At 42.9% G+C, this 15,597-nt stretch carries 15 protein-coding genes and 1 pseudogene; 15 read left to right on the forward strand and 1 reads right to left on the reverse strand.

Going from position 1 to position 15,597, the window contains the following annotated elements; genetic code table 11:
• The 15 genes from ACTNES_RS03620 to ACTNES_RS03690 all read left to right on the forward strand — a co-directional run bounded on the left by ACTNES_RS03620 (position 1) and on the right by ACTNES_RS03690 (position 14,576).
• Entirely contained in the window at positions 1-825 is an 825-nt protein-coding gene (locus tag ACTNES_RS03620) for a hypothetical protein (RefSeq protein ID WP_291817957.1), read from the forward strand.
• Positions 788-1,582 (forward strand): carbohydrate ABC transporter permease, encoded by a 795-nt coding sequence (locus tag ACTNES_RS03625; RefSeq protein ID WP_320813585.1) that lies wholly within the window; start codon positions 788-790, stop codon positions 1,580-1,582. The genes ACTNES_RS03620 and ACTNES_RS03625 overlap by 38 nt, the downstream gene beginning before the upstream one ends.
• A 191-nt stretch (positions 1,583-1,773) precedes the next feature.
• On the forward strand, positions 1,774-2,514 hold the full coding sequence (locus ACTNES_RS03630; RefSeq protein ID WP_291817929.1) for a response regulator transcription factor: 741 nt from the start codon (positions 1,774-1,776) through the stop codon (positions 2,512-2,514).
• 292 nt (positions 2,515-2,806) lie between these two features.
• Positions 2,807-3,916, forward strand: coding sequence for a hypothetical protein (locus ACTNES_RS03635; RefSeq protein ID WP_291817932.1), 1,110 nt, complete (start codon positions 2,807-2,809; stop codon positions 3,914-3,916).
• 110 nt (positions 3,917-4,026) lie between these two features.
• Positions 4,027-4,722 (forward strand): UMP kinase, encoded by a 696-nt coding sequence (gene pyrH / locus ACTNES_RS03640; RefSeq protein WP_216459634.1) that lies wholly within the window; start codon positions 4,027-4,029, stop codon positions 4,720-4,722.
• A 112-nt stretch (positions 4,723-4,834) separates the two neighbouring features.
• On the forward strand, positions 4,835-5,386 hold the full coding sequence (gene frr, locus ACTNES_RS03645; protein ID WP_216459635.1) for a ribosome recycling factor: 552 nt from the start codon (positions 4,835-4,837) through the stop codon (positions 5,384-5,386).
• 211 nt (positions 5,387-5,597) lie between these two features.
• The gene (locus tag ACTNES_RS03650) at positions 5,598-6,305 is read left to right on the forward strand and encodes an isoprenyl transferase (protein WP_216459636.1); all 708 of its coding nucleotides are present in this window, start codon (positions 5,598-5,600) and stop codon (positions 6,303-6,305) included.
• A gap of 3 nt (positions 6,306-6,308) precedes the next feature.
• Positions 6,309-7,103, forward strand: coding sequence for a phosphatidate cytidylyltransferase (locus tag ACTNES_RS03655; RefSeq protein WP_441038525.1), 795 nt, complete (start codon positions 6,309-6,311; stop codon positions 7,101-7,103).
• Positions 7,104-7,290: 187 nt separating this feature from the next.
• On the forward strand, positions 7,291-8,433 hold the full coding sequence (gene dxr / locus ACTNES_RS03660; RefSeq protein ID WP_291817937.1) for a 1-deoxy-D-xylulose-5-phosphate reductoisomerase: 1,143 nt from the start codon (positions 7,291-7,293) through the stop codon (positions 8,431-8,433).
• Position 8,434: 1 nt separating this feature from the next.
• Positions 8,435-9,730, forward strand: coding sequence for an RIP metalloprotease RseP (gene rseP, locus ACTNES_RS03665; protein WP_291803909.1), 1,296 nt, complete (start codon positions 8,435-8,437; stop codon positions 9,728-9,730).
• Complete coding sequence (locus tag ACTNES_RS03670; RefSeq protein WP_320813588.1) at positions 9,727-9,885, forward strand: DUF6783 domain-containing protein; 159 nt, start codon at positions 9,727-9,729, stop codon at positions 9,883-9,885. Before rseP ends, ACTNES_RS03670 begins: the two co-directional genes overlap by 4 nt.
• Positions 9,886-10,186: 301 nt before the next feature.
• Positions 10,187-11,659: a sensor domain-containing diguanylate cyclase gene (locus tag ACTNES_RS03675; protein ID WP_291817939.1), complete on the forward strand. Its 1,473-nt coding sequence runs from the start codon at positions 10,187-10,189 to the stop codon at positions 11,657-11,659.
• Between the two features lie 53 nt (positions 11,660-11,712).
• Positions 11,713-11,913 (forward strand): hypothetical protein, encoded by a 201-nt coding sequence (locus tag ACTNES_RS03680; RefSeq protein WP_441038527.1) that lies wholly within the window; start codon positions 11,713-11,715, stop codon positions 11,911-11,913.
• A 329-nt stretch (positions 11,914-12,242) separates the two neighbouring features.
• Positions 12,243-13,562 carry a UbiD family decarboxylase gene (locus ACTNES_RS03685; protein ID WP_320812837.1) on the forward strand — a complete coding sequence of 440 codons (1,320 nt, stop codon included), beginning with the start codon at positions 12,243-12,245 and terminating at the stop codon, positions 13,560-13,562.
• A 282-nt stretch (positions 13,563-13,844) separates the two neighbouring features.
• Positions 13,845-14,576, forward strand: coding sequence for a DUF554 domain-containing protein (locus ACTNES_RS03690; RefSeq protein ID WP_216459643.1), 732 nt, complete (start codon positions 13,845-13,847; stop codon positions 14,574-14,576).
• A gap of 26 nt (positions 14,577-14,602) precedes the next feature.
• Here ACTNES_RS03690 and ACTNES_RS03695 read toward each other — a convergent pair.
• Positions 14,603-15,487: pseudogene (locus tag ACTNES_RS03695) on the reverse strand (LysR family transcriptional regulator).
• Positions 15,488-15,597: the final 110 nt, after the last annotated feature.

Here is a 15,597-nt window from a genome sequence, read left to right on the forward strand (position 1 = left end):
ATGAAGAGAGGGAAAAACACATCAGTCAAATGGAAGATGGTAGGCATGATCCTGTTATACTGGGCGCTTCCATTTGTATTGATGCTGGCACTTGTGGGGCATATCATGGCAGACCGGCAGGAGAAGACCGGTCTGGAGCGTATGGCAGCACAGCTTGAAATGGATAATCAGAACAGTATCGAACGGATTGACAGTGCCATCAGCGATTCACGCCAGGCCACATATGACAAAACATTGTACAGTTATTATGACGAATTTCGTAAAGGCAGCGTAAACTTTGACACGGTATACAACAAAGGTCAGTACTATATGGCAAAGCAGTATGGAAAACGAAAAGAAATTTCCAGCAGTGTATTTATGTTGCTGCGAGCACCAAAGGTATACAAGATGACAAGCTATAACACACCGGCGGGAGGCAGCTACAATCAGCTGAAAACATTCTGGGAAAAAGACTGCGACGATGTTCTGGAATTTGCAAAGGATCTGGAGACATCCATCGGCATTTACCAGGCAGACGGCAGGCTTTATCTGGTGAGAAACCTTGTAGATTCTGCCACATACCGTCCATGGGGCGTACTTGTACACAGACTGAATCTCAATTACTGCTTTGAATCACTGCTGCACTTTTATGACAACGCAAATGTAAAAATTGTGCTGGACGGAAAAAACATCGTCACACAGGGAAATGCAGAAATCTGGAAAGACGCACCGGAAGTAGAGAAAAAAGGTTCTGCTGTATACACAGTAAAAGATAAGAAAGCATATATCTGCCATATGGTAAAGGGCAGTGACTACGATTTATCCGATCGTATGGGTTGTGCTTAATTCCTTTAAGGTAAAAGATAAGATCATGGTAGATTCCTTTTCGCTTCCTGTCGGAGAACTTTTTACTACAGCCAATTATAAGATGGCGTTTGAGAGACTGGGGATCGCAACGGCATACAGAAACAGTATGATCATCTCCGGAACAGTAGCGCTGGCAGTTATTCTGCTTGCAGGAATGGCATCCTTTGCACTGGTAAGATACCAGTTTAAGATCAGAGGATTTCTGATGAGTCTGGTCGTTGCGGGAATGATGTTCCCGGTATTCTCAACCATCATTCCGGTATATCAGCTGGAGAACAGAATGGGTATCACAGCAACCAATTCCCTGTTTCTGAATCTGTTATGTGTAATCCTGCCACAGATCGCCGGAAACCTGTCCTTTGCCATCGTGGTACTGACAGGATACATTAAGAGTCTTCCCATCGAACTTGAGGAAGCAGCATATATGGAAGGCAGCAATGCATTCCAGACATTTTTCAAGGTGGTCGTACCACTGACGAAACCATCCTTTGCAACAGTAGCGATCTTCTCATTCCTCTGGAGCTATAATGATCTGTTCACACAGATGTTCTTCCTGAGAAATAAGAAGTTCTGGGCGATCACCAGACTGATGCAGATGCTCACATCCAAAGAGGGAACCAACTACGGACTGATGGCATCTACGGTTTCACTGGTAGTTATTCCGGTCATTATCGTATATATTTTCTTACAGAAATATATCATAAAAGGAATGACAGCCGGAGCAGTTAAGGGTTAATAAAAGTTGATAAAAAGATTTCTGATGTAATTGCGAGCTGGTATCTGACGTATAGCAACAGATATCGACAGAAAAAACAGAAATCCGAAAAAATGAAATATAAGGTATTGCATAAAAAGGAGCATCCGCTGATTACAGGGGGTGTTCCCTTTTGTGCAATAATAAGAAATGGGAAAAACGGGGGATTTTTTATGTATAAAGTGGTTATTATTGATGATGAACCGATCATTGTGGAAGGACTGTCAAGACTTCTGCCATGGGAACAGTATCACTGCAGGATCGCTGCAACTGCCTGTAATGGCAAAGAGGGTCTGGAAGTCATCCGCAGGGAAAGACCGGACATCCTTTTTTCAGATATCTGCATGCCGGGACTGGACGGACTATCCATGATCGCGGCATTGAAGGTAGAGTTTCCGGACATGGAGATCAGCATCCTGACAGGATTCCGGGAGTTTGATTATTGCCAGAAAGCTATCCGTCTCGGTGTATCCAGATTTCTTCTGAAACCGTCCAATATGTCGGAACTGGAAGAAGCATTAAAGACAATGACCGAACGTCTGAGCAAGAAAGCAATCACAGGAGAAGAAGCAGCGGAAGAATCTCTTGCAGCAGGAAATTTCGTTGTGAAAAATGCGCTTCAATACATAGAAGAGCATTATAATGAGAAGATCACGCTGACGCAGGTTGCGGAGATGACCTATGTAAGCCAGTGGCATTTAAGCAAGCTTCTGAACAAAGAAGAGGGAAAGAACTTCTCAGAAATCCTCAACTGTATCCGTGTGCGTCATGCAAAAGAACTTCTCAAAGACCCGGCATATAGGATCGCTGATGTGGCAGAAATGGTCGGATTTACAGACGTGGCACATTTTTCCAGAGTATTTAAGAAGACAGAGGGAATTTCTGCAAATGAATATAGAAATACGAAACTCTGACAGATAAAAGCCATTGTATTCTGCTAATGTGTTTTATCCGGCATATTTCTTCGAGTTGTTTTGTGGGACTGCAGTTCACGGACAATGTGTAAAAGTCGTTACTGTTCACTCCGCAATGGTATAGATTATCTAAATACCATTGGCCTGTGAACAGTAACTAAAAGTCTTAAAATTGTATGAAATCAGTAGAGGTTTGGTTGACAAGTTTTCGATACTCTGCAATAATAGGAAATTGAAAAAAATGACAATGTAAAAGAAAAAAGATATTCCATATAGCAGGAGGGAATATATTATGAAAAAACGTTATTTAATACTGGCAGGTCTGCTGGTAATGACAGTGGCAGCTGCCGGATGTGGTAAGAAACAGACAACAGAAGAAACGCCTGTAGAGGCAACAGCTACCCCGACTCCTGAAGTAACCAAGGCAGTCGATATGGTAGATATGCAGCAGACATCAGATGAAGATATAAAGAATGTAATGGGAGAGAAGACTTCCACAGCATCTAAGATTGTATTTGTAAATAATACAGGAGATGACATCCAGTCACTCTATATCCGTACTCATGTGGATGAAGACAGTGAGGATTATGATGCAGACGAGGATGACGTATGGGGAGACGACCTGATCAATGGAATGTTTACTCTGACAGACAAGGACAAAGCACTGTATTATATGCAGACAGCAAATACACAGGCAACAAGTACGCAGACATCGGGAACGGATACATCAGATACACAGACAACATCATCTAACAAAATGACGGCTTCTTATGATATCCGTATCACATATACAGATGAAGACAAGAACGAATGCTTCTTCCGTGACATTCCTCTTGGAACGATTTCACAGATTACATTATGCATGGACGGCACAGATGATGATGCCATTCCGTATGCTAAATATCTGACAGGTACTTCAACAAAAGAAGTGTCCACACTTGCAGCAGTAAAGAAACGTCTGGGACTGGATGACAGCAGTGATTCTGAGTCAGATTCTACAGACAGCAGTAATACAGATTCTACAGATAATACAGACTCTACAGATAATACAGACTCTACAGACAATAATAACAACAGTGACAGCGGAAATAATGGCGGCACAGGCGGTCAGGACAGCGATGGAAATGGCGGCTCTGATACAGATCCGGACGGTGACGGAAATGGCGGTGGTAATACCGACGATCCAGATGATCCGGGCGACGGTGGAGATATGATCTCTACAGCAGAGCAGTACATCGGTCAGTCTCTGGACGCACTTGAGAGTGCATGTGGTTCTCCGCAGGGCAGCAGCTATGAGGATGACCCTGAGACAGGCAAAACAGGATTCCACTATTACAGCAATTTCACAGTTTCTACCACAGTTGATGAAAATGGTAATGAAATTGTTGCCGGAATATGGTAAAATAAGAATACCAATGTAACAGAAGAGGAGAAGTGATGTCTGCCTCTTTGAGACAGGTATCATCAACTTCTGTTATCTGCGATAAATTTAATTTTAGGAGACAGTTATTTATGAAGCGTGTATTATTAAAATTAAGTGGTGAAGCCCTTGCCGGAGAGAAGAAAACCGGATTTGATGAGGCAACTGTTATTGAAGTTGCAAAGCAGATCAAGACAATTGCAGAAGAGGGTCTGCAGATCGGTATCGTGATTGGCGGAGGTAATTTCTGGAGAGGACGTACAAGCGAGACCATCGATAGAAATAAAGCTGACCAGATTGGTATGCTTGCAACAGTTATGAACTGTATTTATGTATCTGACATCTGCAGATACCTTGGATTAAAGACAGAGATCTTTACCCCATTTGTATGCGGCGCTTTCACAAGCCTTTATTCCAAAGATGCTGTAGAAGAGAGCTTTGCACAGGGCAAGATCGTATTCTTTGCAGGCGGTACAGGACATCCGTACTTCTCAACAGATACAGCTACCGTACTTCGTGCAGTTGAGATTGAAGCAGAAGCAATCCTCCTTGCAAAGGCAGTTGACGGAATCTATGACAGCGATCCTAAGACAAACCCGAACGCAGTAAAATACGATGAGATCTCCATCGAAGAAGTAGTTGCAAAGAAACTGGCCGCTATGGACCTGACAGCGTCTATCATGTGCATGGAGCAGAAGATGCCGATGCTGGTATTCGCACTGGATGAGAAAGACAGCATCATCAATGCAGTTCACGGTAAATTTGTCGGAACTAAAGTTACTGTATAAATTTACAGAAAGAAATTGAGGGACAAGAAAATCTGAGCGTACGAAGAGAGATTTTTGAAACCCCGGTATTTCATATACGAAACAAAAACTATAAAAGAGGGAGAATAACCTAATGGATGAAAGAATTCAGAAATATGAAGACAAAATGAAAAAGACACTGGCAAGCCTTGACAGCGAACTGGCTACAATCCGTGCAGGACGTGCAAACCCGCATATCCTTGACAAACTTACAGTAGATTATTATGGAGCTCCGACACCACTTCAGCAGGTGGCAAACATCACTGTTCCGGAAGCACGTATGATCCAGATCCAGCCATGGGAATCCAGCCTGATCAAAGGAATCGAGAAAGCAATCCTTGTTTCTGACCTTGGTTTAAACCCAAGCAACGATGGTAAAGTAATCCGCCTTGTATTCCCGGAACTTACAGAGGAACGCCGTAAAGAACTGGTAAAAGACGTTAAGAAAAAAGGCGAAGCTGCCAAAGTTGCAGTCCGCAACATCCGTCGTGATGCAAACGATGCATTCAAGAAACTTGCAAAACAGGATGTATCTGAGGACGAAGTAAAAGAGCTTGAGGATAAGATCCAGAAGAGCACAGACAAATACATCAAAGAAGTTGATGCGGCAGTGGATGCAAAGAGCAAAGAGATCATGACCGTATAAGGGAAACGAAAAGGAGAGCTCCATGATGCGGGCTCTCTTTTTGTCTGAATGAAGTAATGTGACTAGCATAAATTCTTTGCATCGCAAAAGGTATTACCGGGCACGGAGTGAATAGTAATATATTGTTTACTTTGCCGGAGGAATATCTGAGAGATGATGCTGGTGAACAATAAATAAAATATAACAGAATAAGAAAAGGAAACAAGAGAGTATGAATGTACCAAATCATATAGCCATTATTCTGGACGGCAATGGCCGCTGGGCGAAAGCAAAAGGAATGCCGAGAAGCTACGGTCATGTAAAAGGATGCGCAAACCTGGAAACAGTCTGCGATTACATGAAAGAACTGGGCGTCAAGTATGTAACTGTATACGCTTTTTCCACAGAGAACTGGAAACGTTCCAGAGAAGAAGTAGACGGACTGATGAAACTGTTCCGCAGTTACCTTAAGAAATGCATCAAGCTGGCAGACAAAAATAAAATGAGAGTCCGCGTGATCGGTGAAATTTCTGCCTTTGATCAGGATATCCAGGACAGCATTGTACGTCTGGAAGAATACTCTAGCAAATACGATGAAATCTATTTCCAGATTGCATTAAATTACGGCAGCAGGGATGAAATCGTCAGAGGTATCCGCAAACTTGCACAAGATGCAATTGACGGTAAAGTGAAACCGGAAGAAATTGATGAGCATGTATTTGAGAATTATCTGGACACAGCAGGAATCCCGGATCCGGATCTGATGATCCGCACAAGCGGAGAATTACGTCTTTCCAACTTCCTGTTATGGCAGCTTGCCTATACAGAATTCTATTTCACAGACGTAGCATGGCCGGATTTCAACAAGGCAGAACTGGTCAAAGCCATTGAGAAATACAATCAGAGAGACAGAAGATACGGGGGAGTAAAGGAGGAGTAATCGATGTTTAAGACAAGACTCTTAAGCGGAATCCTGCTTGTGATCATTGCACTTGCCACCATTATCAGTGGCGGCTATGTGCTGTTTTTTACACTTCTTGTTGTTTCACTTATCGGAATGAGTGAATTATATAAAGTAATGAAGGTGCAGGATGGCAAGTTAAATCTGCTGGCAGCAGCAGGATATGCAGGGGCAGTGCTTTATTATCTGGCAATGCTGCTTGATTTTGAGAAATACGGCGTACTGGCGATCATTTTCGGTCTGGTACTGATCATGTTTGTGTATGTATTCACTTATCCGAAATATGAAGCAGTACAGGTGATGCCTGCACTGTTTGGAATTGTTTATGTGGCAGTGATGCTGTCATTTATCTATCTGACCAGAAGCCTGCCGGGCGGAAAGTTCCATGTATGGCTTATTTTCTTATGTTCCTGGGGATGCGATACCTGCGCATACTGTGGGGGAATGCTTATCGGCAAACATAAGATGGCACCGATCCTGAGCCCTAAGAAATCAGTAGAGGGAGCAGTTGGCGGTGTAGTGGGAGCAGCATTTCTCGGTGTGATCTACGCGGCAGCAACACAGGGACCGATACTGGAATATGCAGTAATCTGCGCAGTAGGGGCACTGATCTCCATGGTAGGTGATCTGGCAGCCTCCGCGATCAAGAGAAACCAGGGAATCAAAGACTACGGAAAATTAATTCCGGGCCATGGCGGAATCCTTGACAGATTTGACAGCGTAATCTTCACAGCGCCGGTTATTTATTTTCTTTCTATTCTGATGATTGAGATTTGATTAGCTTAATATTCTCTTGAATTAGATAAATGTTGAAGAGGATGGATTTTATCCATTTGTTTTAAAATGTAAATATTGTGTCAGAGAAAATAGGATATGTTCCTGACATCATATAGTGATAATAGTTGATATTATTTAACAGTTGGTCGATAGATGTAGACTGACTGAATGTTGAAACGAGGTATATATGAAAAAAGTAGCGATTTTAGGCTCCACAGGCTCTATCGGAACACAGACCCTCGACGTAGTCCGTGCAAACGATGACCTAGAAGTAGTCGGCCTTGCTGCAGGCAGCAACGTAGAGATGCTGGAGAAGCAGATCCGGGAATTTCACCCGAAACTGGTTGCAGTCTGGAAAGAAGAAGCAGCCAGAGATCTGGAAACGAGAGTCCGTGATCTTGACGTAAAGATCGTAAGCCAGATGGGCGGTCTCATCGAACTTGCCAGAATGCAGGAATCCGATATTCTGGTGACTGCCATCGTAGGAATGATCGGGATCAGACCTACCATGGAAGCAATCCTTGCAGGCAAAGACATTGCCCTTGCAAACAAAGAAACACTGGTAACTGCCGGACATCTGATCATGCCACTGGCAAAGGAGTTTGGCGTACAGATCCTGCCGGTAGACAGCGAACACAGCGCCATTTTCCAGGCACTTCACGGAGCGAAGAGAGAGCAGGTACATAAACTGCTGATCACAGCCTCCGGCGGACCTTTCCGCGGAAAGAAAACAGCAGATCTGAAGAATGTGACTCTGGAAGATACATTGAAGCATCCGAACTGGGTAATGGGACAGAAGATCACAGTAGATTCTGCAACACTTGTAAACAAAGGTCTGGAAGTCATGGAAGCCAGGTGGCTCTTTGATGTAGATCTGGATCATATTCAGGTTGTAGTCCAGCCGCAGAGCATCATCCATTCTATGGTAGAATTCGAGGACGGAGCAGTGATGGCGCAGCTTGGAACTCCTGACATGAGACTTCCGATCCAGTATGCATTATGCTATCCGGACAGAAGATTCTTAAAGGGTGACAGACTGGACTTCCATATGCTGAAACAGATCACATTTGAAGAACCGGACAGAGAGACTTTTAAGGGACTTCCAATGGCAATCGAAGCTTCAAGAGCAGGCGGCAGCATGCCGACTGTATTTAATGCGGCAAATGAACTGGCAGTCCGCAAATTCCTGCAGAGAAAGATTGGTTTTCTGGATATTTACGAGATTATCGGGCAGTCTATGAGCAGACATACAGTAGTGAAGGATCCGGATCTGGATCAGATCCTGGAAATCGAAAAAGAAACTTATCAATGGATCGAAAGCAGGTGGTAGATTGAAAATTATTATTGCAATTATCATATTCAGTGCAATCATTCTCTTTCATGAACTGGGGCATTTTCTTTTTGCAAAGCTGAATAAGATCGTGGTCACAGAATTCTCGCTGGGAATGGGACCGAGACTTTTCAGTTTTGAGAAAGGAGGTACCAGATATTCACTGAAACTTCTTCCTATTGGTGGCTCCTGTGCCATGCTGGGGGAGGATACGGACATAGAGAATGAACCGGGAACCTTTAACAGTGCGTCTGTGTGGGGCAGGATTTCCGTAGTTGCCGCAGGACCGGTATTTAACTTTATCATGGCATTTGTATTGTCTGTGATTATTGTAGGTGCTGTAGGATATGAACCATCCAGAGTGCTTTCCGTAAAGGAAGGTTCTGCGGCTGAGGCGGCAGGACTGAAAGAGGGAGATATTATTACCAGTTATCAGGGATATCACATTGATCTGGGAAAAGATCTCTATGTATACTCCTATCTGAACCAACTGAAAGAGGGAGATACCATTAACCTGACTGTTAAGCGCGACGGAAAGAAGATGGACATTTCCTATAAGTCGGATACAAATGTGAGATACCTTCTGGGCTGCAATTTCAACGGGGATGATACTTCTGCCATGACAGTGGAATCTGTAATGGATGGAATGCCGTTGCAGGAAGCAGGGATTCAGCAGGGAGACGTGATCACATCCATTAATGGAGTGAAGATTACAAATGCAGCAGATTACCAGAAATATATTCAGGAGAATCCGCTGACCGGAAAGTCTGTAAAGCTGACTTATTCCAGGGATGGACAGGAATATGACATTACGGTTACACCAAAAGAATACCGTACGGCAGAATCAGGATTTACCTACAATATGTATTCTGAAAAAGCAAAAGGGCTGGATGTAGTCAAATATGGTGCCGTAGAAGTAAAATATATGGTCCGTACAACAATTCTCAGTCTGAAAGAACTGTTCAGCGGAAAGCTTGGAATGAAAGACCTGAGTGGTCCGGTCGGAGTTGTGGATGCAATCGGAACAACTTATGAGGAAAGCAAGAGTGAGGGAACCATGATCCTGTGGATGAACATGCTTAACATGGCAGTTCTTCTTTCTGCAAACCTTGGAGTTATGAACCTCCTTCCATTTCCGGCACTGGACGGTGGACGTCTGGTATTTCTTGTCATAGAGGCAATCCGCAGAAAACCGATTAACAGACAGGTGGAGGGCGGCATCCATTTCGCAGGACTGATGCTGTTGATGGCGCTGATGGTATTTGTTATGTATAATGATATTGTTAAGCTGATTTGATCATCTGGCATACTAGAGCGTGTCTGAAAAATCATTCCCGCAATCTGCACGCCCCACTTTGCGGGATATTTCACCCGAATTCAGTTGCCGTAGCCCGCTACGGCGCCCTCATCCGGGCAAAATATCCCACAAATTGTGACGCATATCTGGTGTAAAGCATTTTTCAAACACACTTTAGAACCTATGTAATGTATATGACGAAAAAGACAGATATCTCGAAAGAAAACAGGGAGTCTGTCTTTTTTGGGTGAAAATTCAACGATTTGTCTGGATTTTTACAGTTTAATTTGATAATTAAAATTGTCCTGAAGGTTTAAGTGACAGATATATGTATTACACAGATCTGTTATAGAGGATTAACAGTGAAAGTATTTTGAACGCAGTTTCGGGAAAGTGTGTGTATAATGTAACCCAACAAAAGACAAACAGAAAAATGTGGGGTGAAAGGAGACGTTTATGAGAAAGAAAAATGAAATCACTGAGTATGTAGCTGCTGCTCTTATATTTGTGTGTGCGGTAGCAGTAAGTCTGGGCATATTTCTGGTATGCACGCAGAATTCTATTGAGCGTAACTCGCAGAAAGTAATTAAGACGAATGTTTCCAGACAGAGTGAACATATTAAAGCAATTTTGGATATTCATTATGGATATCTGAGGGGTATAGCAAAAGAGATTGGAAAATCCGAAGAACTTGTGTCGGATGAAAATATGGAAATGTTAATATCACTTGAAGAGGAAACTGCTTTAGAGCGTACAGCATTGGTTGAAGCAGATGGTACGGCTCATTATGATAACGGAGCAGAGAAGAATGTATCTTCGAGGAGATATTTTAAGGAAGCAATGGAAGGAAAAGAAACGCTGAGCAATCCGCTGGAGAGTAGCGTAGATAAAGAAACCCGTGTAATCTTGGGTGTACCGGTCCGGAAAAACGGAAAAGTGATAGGGATTCTGGGTGGTTCTTATAATGTAACGGCATTAAGCCATATGCTGTTTAATGATTTCTTTGAAGATGTAGGATATACACTGATCACTACCAGTGATGGTGAGATTATTGCGTATGATGGTGATCCTGCCTATCGTGCGATCAAATATGGCGATAACTTCTTTGAATTTTATGATGATCAGACACTTGTTTGCGGTTCGTCCATGAAAGAAGTGAAAAAAGATTTTGCAGTGGGCGCCAGTGGACTGATGAAAATAAGAATTGGAAATGACTATAATTCAGAACGTTATCTGGCCTATACAGATATGGGACTGAATGACTGGATGATCTGTTATGTTATCCCTGTTTCCGAAGCACAGAAATCTTATAACTTTGTACGAAGATATGAACTGATGTTTACAATCGGATTTGGTGCTATGGTAAGCATCTTGTTCTTATGGGGATTTGTTAAGAACAGATCAAAAAATAAACAGCTTATTCAGGCGGCCGAGACAGATGCACTGACCAGCGCGTACAATAAGAGAAGTACAGAAGAACGGATCCATAATGTTCTGCAGGAACACCCGCAGGAACCGGGAACTTTTGTGATCATGGATGTGGATCATTTTAAGGAAGTAAATGATACATATGGACACATTACAGGGGATAAAGTCCTGCACAAATTTGGTGAAGTGCTTCATGAACATTTTCGTGAGGGAGATATTGTAGGCAGGATCGGTGGTGATGAATTTGTAGTATTTATGAGAAAAACGGACAGCAGAGAAGCTGCTGTTTCCAGAATCGAAAGTCTGATAAAAAAGGTTGAAGAATTATCGTTTACGGAAATGAATGGAAAGAATATTACCATTAGTGTCGGAATGGCATTTGCTCCGGATCATGGAACAGGATATCTTGATCTGTATAAGAATGCAGATACTGCATTATATAAGACGAAACAGAATGGCAGAGACGGGTATAATATTTACGAAGAAGAAAACAGAGAATAGAGAAAAGAATACAGAAAAATAAAACGAACAGAAATACGAAAGAAGTGTAGCGAATGGATGAAAATACAGTATTACCACTGATAAATTCAGCATTTGAGCCAGGACATGCAAAGGAAAAAGTAGAAAACTTCAAGGACAGAGGATTCCACGATGTAGCACTGGCAGAACTTTATTATTTCTTAGGAGAAGCACAGAAATGCAGCGACACTGTGGAAATTTATCTGATGAGTCCAACTTTGATAAGCTGCATGTGAGGAAGAGGGATGAATTGAAGGATTTTGTACTGAAATAAGTGATTATGATACTTTTTATATAGCATCAAAAACAGTAACGGCAGAACAGATAGAAACAGCAGAAAAAATACTTGAACTGGCAGAGAGATATTTATTGACGAATATAGCAGATGACTTATAACAGTAAATATCTGGCAGGAGAATCTATTCCATTCAGGAATAAGTTCTCCTGCTTTTTGAATTGCAGTTTCCTGTCTGGAAATGGTATGTTATCTATTGGAAAATATCAGGCAGAGACATTGGCGAGCGGCCTGATTTAGATAAGAAAACCACAGGGAGGAATAAGTATCATGAAAAACGTGGAAGTCAATGACCTGCGTTCTGCTCTTGAGCTGCTGGAGTCTATTCCGGGACAGCTTGTGGAGACAGATGTGGAAGTAGATCCGAACGCAGAATTATCAGGCGTATACAGACATGTAGGTGCCGGCGGAACAGTAGAGCGTCCGGTAAAACCGGTAGTAATTCCGAATGAGCAGGCGAAATGCCAGGAAGTAGTTCATCTGGCAACAGAAGAAGGGTTTGATATCCGCAAACTTCTCCCGGCTCCAACCAATACACCGGAAGATGCAGGCCCATACATCACACTTGGAATGTGCTATGCATCCAACCCGAAAACAGGAGAGTCTGATGTGACGATCCACAGAATGTGTTTACAGTCCAAAGATGAAATCTCTATTTTCCTGATGCCGGGTGCACGTCATATCGGATATTTCCGTGAACTGGCAGAAGCAGCAGGAGAACCGCTTCCGATCTCTGTCAGCATTGGTGTAGACCCTGCGATTGAAATTGCATCCTGCTTTGAGCCACCGACAACACCACTTGGATATGATGAATTACAGGCAGCAGGCGCGATCCGTAAGAAACCGGTAGAACTGGTACAGTGTCTCACCATCAATGAGCGTGCGATTGCCAATGCGGAATACGTTATTGAGGGAGAAATCCTGCCGAACGTTCGTGTCCGTGAAGACCAGAACTCCAACACAGGAAAAGCAATGCCGGAATTCCCTGGCTACTGCGGACCTGCTAATCCGGAACTTCCGATCATCAAGGTAAAAGCCATCACTACAAGAAAGAACCCGATCATGCAGACCTGTATCGGACCAAGTGAAGAACATGTTTCCATGGCAGGTATCCCTACAGAAGCAAGTATCCTTGCAATGGTTGACAAAGCGCTTCCGGGCAAATGCCTGAATGTATATAATGCTTCTTTTGGCGGTGGAAAATATGTGACCATCATGCAGTTTAAGAAGACCATGCCGTCAGACGAAGGCCGCCAGCGTCAGGCAGCGCTGCTTGCATTCTCAGCATTTGCAGAGCTGAAACATGTAATTCTGGTAGATGAGGATGTGGATATTTTTGATATCAATGATGTGATGTGGGCAATGACAACCAGATTCCAGGCAGATGTTGACCTGATCACGATTCCGGGTGTACAGTGTCATCCGCTGGATCCATCCAACAATCCTGCTTACCATCCGGGAATCCGTGAGCGCGGTGTTGCGTGCAAAGCAATCTTTGACTGTACCGTACCGTTTGATCAGAAAGACCGCTTCCAGAGAGCACAGTTCATGGATGTAGATCCGAAGCACTGGCTTCCGGATATGTTCTAAAAATTAATATTACTATTTTTCTGAAAATGAGTTATAATGATTCACTGTGCGCATAAGGTACTATTTAGACAGAGCAGCCTGCGAAAAATTAGTGTTATAATAATTCATCGCAGATGTGGAAGAAAAGAACTTTTGAACGTTCAGGAAGCGAAGAACAGAAGAAATTATAACAGGTTTCAGCGTATCAGAAATGATATTTGAACAATAAAGAAAAAAGTTCAGGCAGATGTCAAAATTACGGCACCTGCCTGAACTCAGGTAAAGGAGAGAGAAAAAAAAGTTATGCCAATTGGAGTAATTATCAATGCGTTATCCGTAGTCATCGGCGGAATCCTGGGTGCACTTGTGGGACACAAGTTAAGTCCGAAATTCAAGGCGGACATTACCCTGGTATTTGGTGTATGTTCTATGGGAATGGGAATCAGTACCATCGGTCTGATGGAAAATATGCCCGCAGTTATTTTTTCCATTGTGATCGGTACAGGAATCGGACTTGCGATTCATCTTGGAGAGAAAATTAATGCCGGTGCAGGTGTCATGCAGCGTGCGATCAGCAAATTTATCAAAAATTCTAATTCAGAGCTTTCTGAGGATGAGTTCATGAATACACTGGTAACGATCATTGTATTATTCTGTGCCAGTGGAACCGGGATCTATGGTTCTATCGTATCTGGAATGAGCGGAGATCATTCTGTACTGATCTCCAAATCTATTCTGGATTTATTTACAGCAGCTATTTTTGCATGTAGTCTGGGAATGGTAGTATGTATGATTGCCATTCCACAGGTAATCATTTTCCTGATCCTGTTCTTTGCGGCAACAGCGATTTTCCCATTAACTACACCGGGCATGATCAATGACTTTAAAGCCTGTGGTGGTTTCCTGATGCTCGCAACTGGTTTCCGTATGGTGAAACTGAAGAACTTTCCGACTGCGGACATGATACCGGCGATGGTGCTGATCATGCCGATGTCATGGTTCTGGGTAAATTATGTGCTTCCGTTAGTGTCATAAAAAAATAAAGGTTTTGTATCTGATTATCAGTCAGCAGTAATTTTGCTTTTGGCATAATCCCAGAACAATTTTCCAGCAGGAGAAAGTTGTCGATAGTCATTGCAGGCAAGGGTGATAGCACTGATGAAATCTTCTTTCAGAGGAATGATTGCTACACCTGGATGGTGGAGATATTCCACAGCATGCTGCATCAGCAGAGAAATGCCGTGATTTTTGCTTACCAGGTCAAGAATATTGTCCATGTGGGTGCCGGTATAAACTACGCGCGGTTCAAAACCTCTTTGTCTGCAGATTTCTGTGATTTTATCATAATGTAGAGTCGATTTGCTCAGCAGAAGCAGATTTTCGTTTCTTAATTCAGAGACGGAGATCTGCTTCTTTTTACTGAAAGGATGACTCAGGGGGACGACTGCGGCCAGACGGTCGTCATAGAAATCAAGACTTTGACAGGAGGCGTCCAGATATTATTTTCTGGTAAAAATGAAATCACATTCGTGGTTTTTGAGCCGGGAGCAGATATGGATAGTTTCAGATTCCTCAATCTGCAGTTTGATATTTGGATGTGCAGTCTGAAAATCTGCCAGCAGTCCGGTGATATCATACTGTGCCATAACCGGGATGCTCGCGATGGTTAAGGTATCTTCTTTCTGAAGCTGGTAACTGGAAACTGTATGGATAAGTTTTTCATAGCTCTGTACAATAGAACGTGCATCTTTTAACACCAGCTTTCCGGCTTCTGTAAGCTGAATCTGGCGCTTGCTCCGGCCAAAGAGCTGGGTATTTAATTCCTTTTCCAGAGATTTGATATTCTTGGAAACAGAGGACTGGGTTGTATATAAATTCTCGGCAGCAGTGGAAAAATTGCCACTGCGGACGACTTCGAGGAAGTACTGGATCTGTTGAATGTCCATAATGGAGGCGCTCCTTTTTTGGATATTTGGTGACTATTCAGCAGTTCGTTATTCTGTAAGGTACTGAACAGTTCGGATTTTTATATTTTTTTGCTACAGGTACTTTATTT

Source organism: Blautia sp. HCP3S3_D9 (assembly GCF_052063845.1).
GTDB lineage: Bacteria > Bacillota > Clostridia > Lachnospirales > Lachnospiraceae > Blautia_A.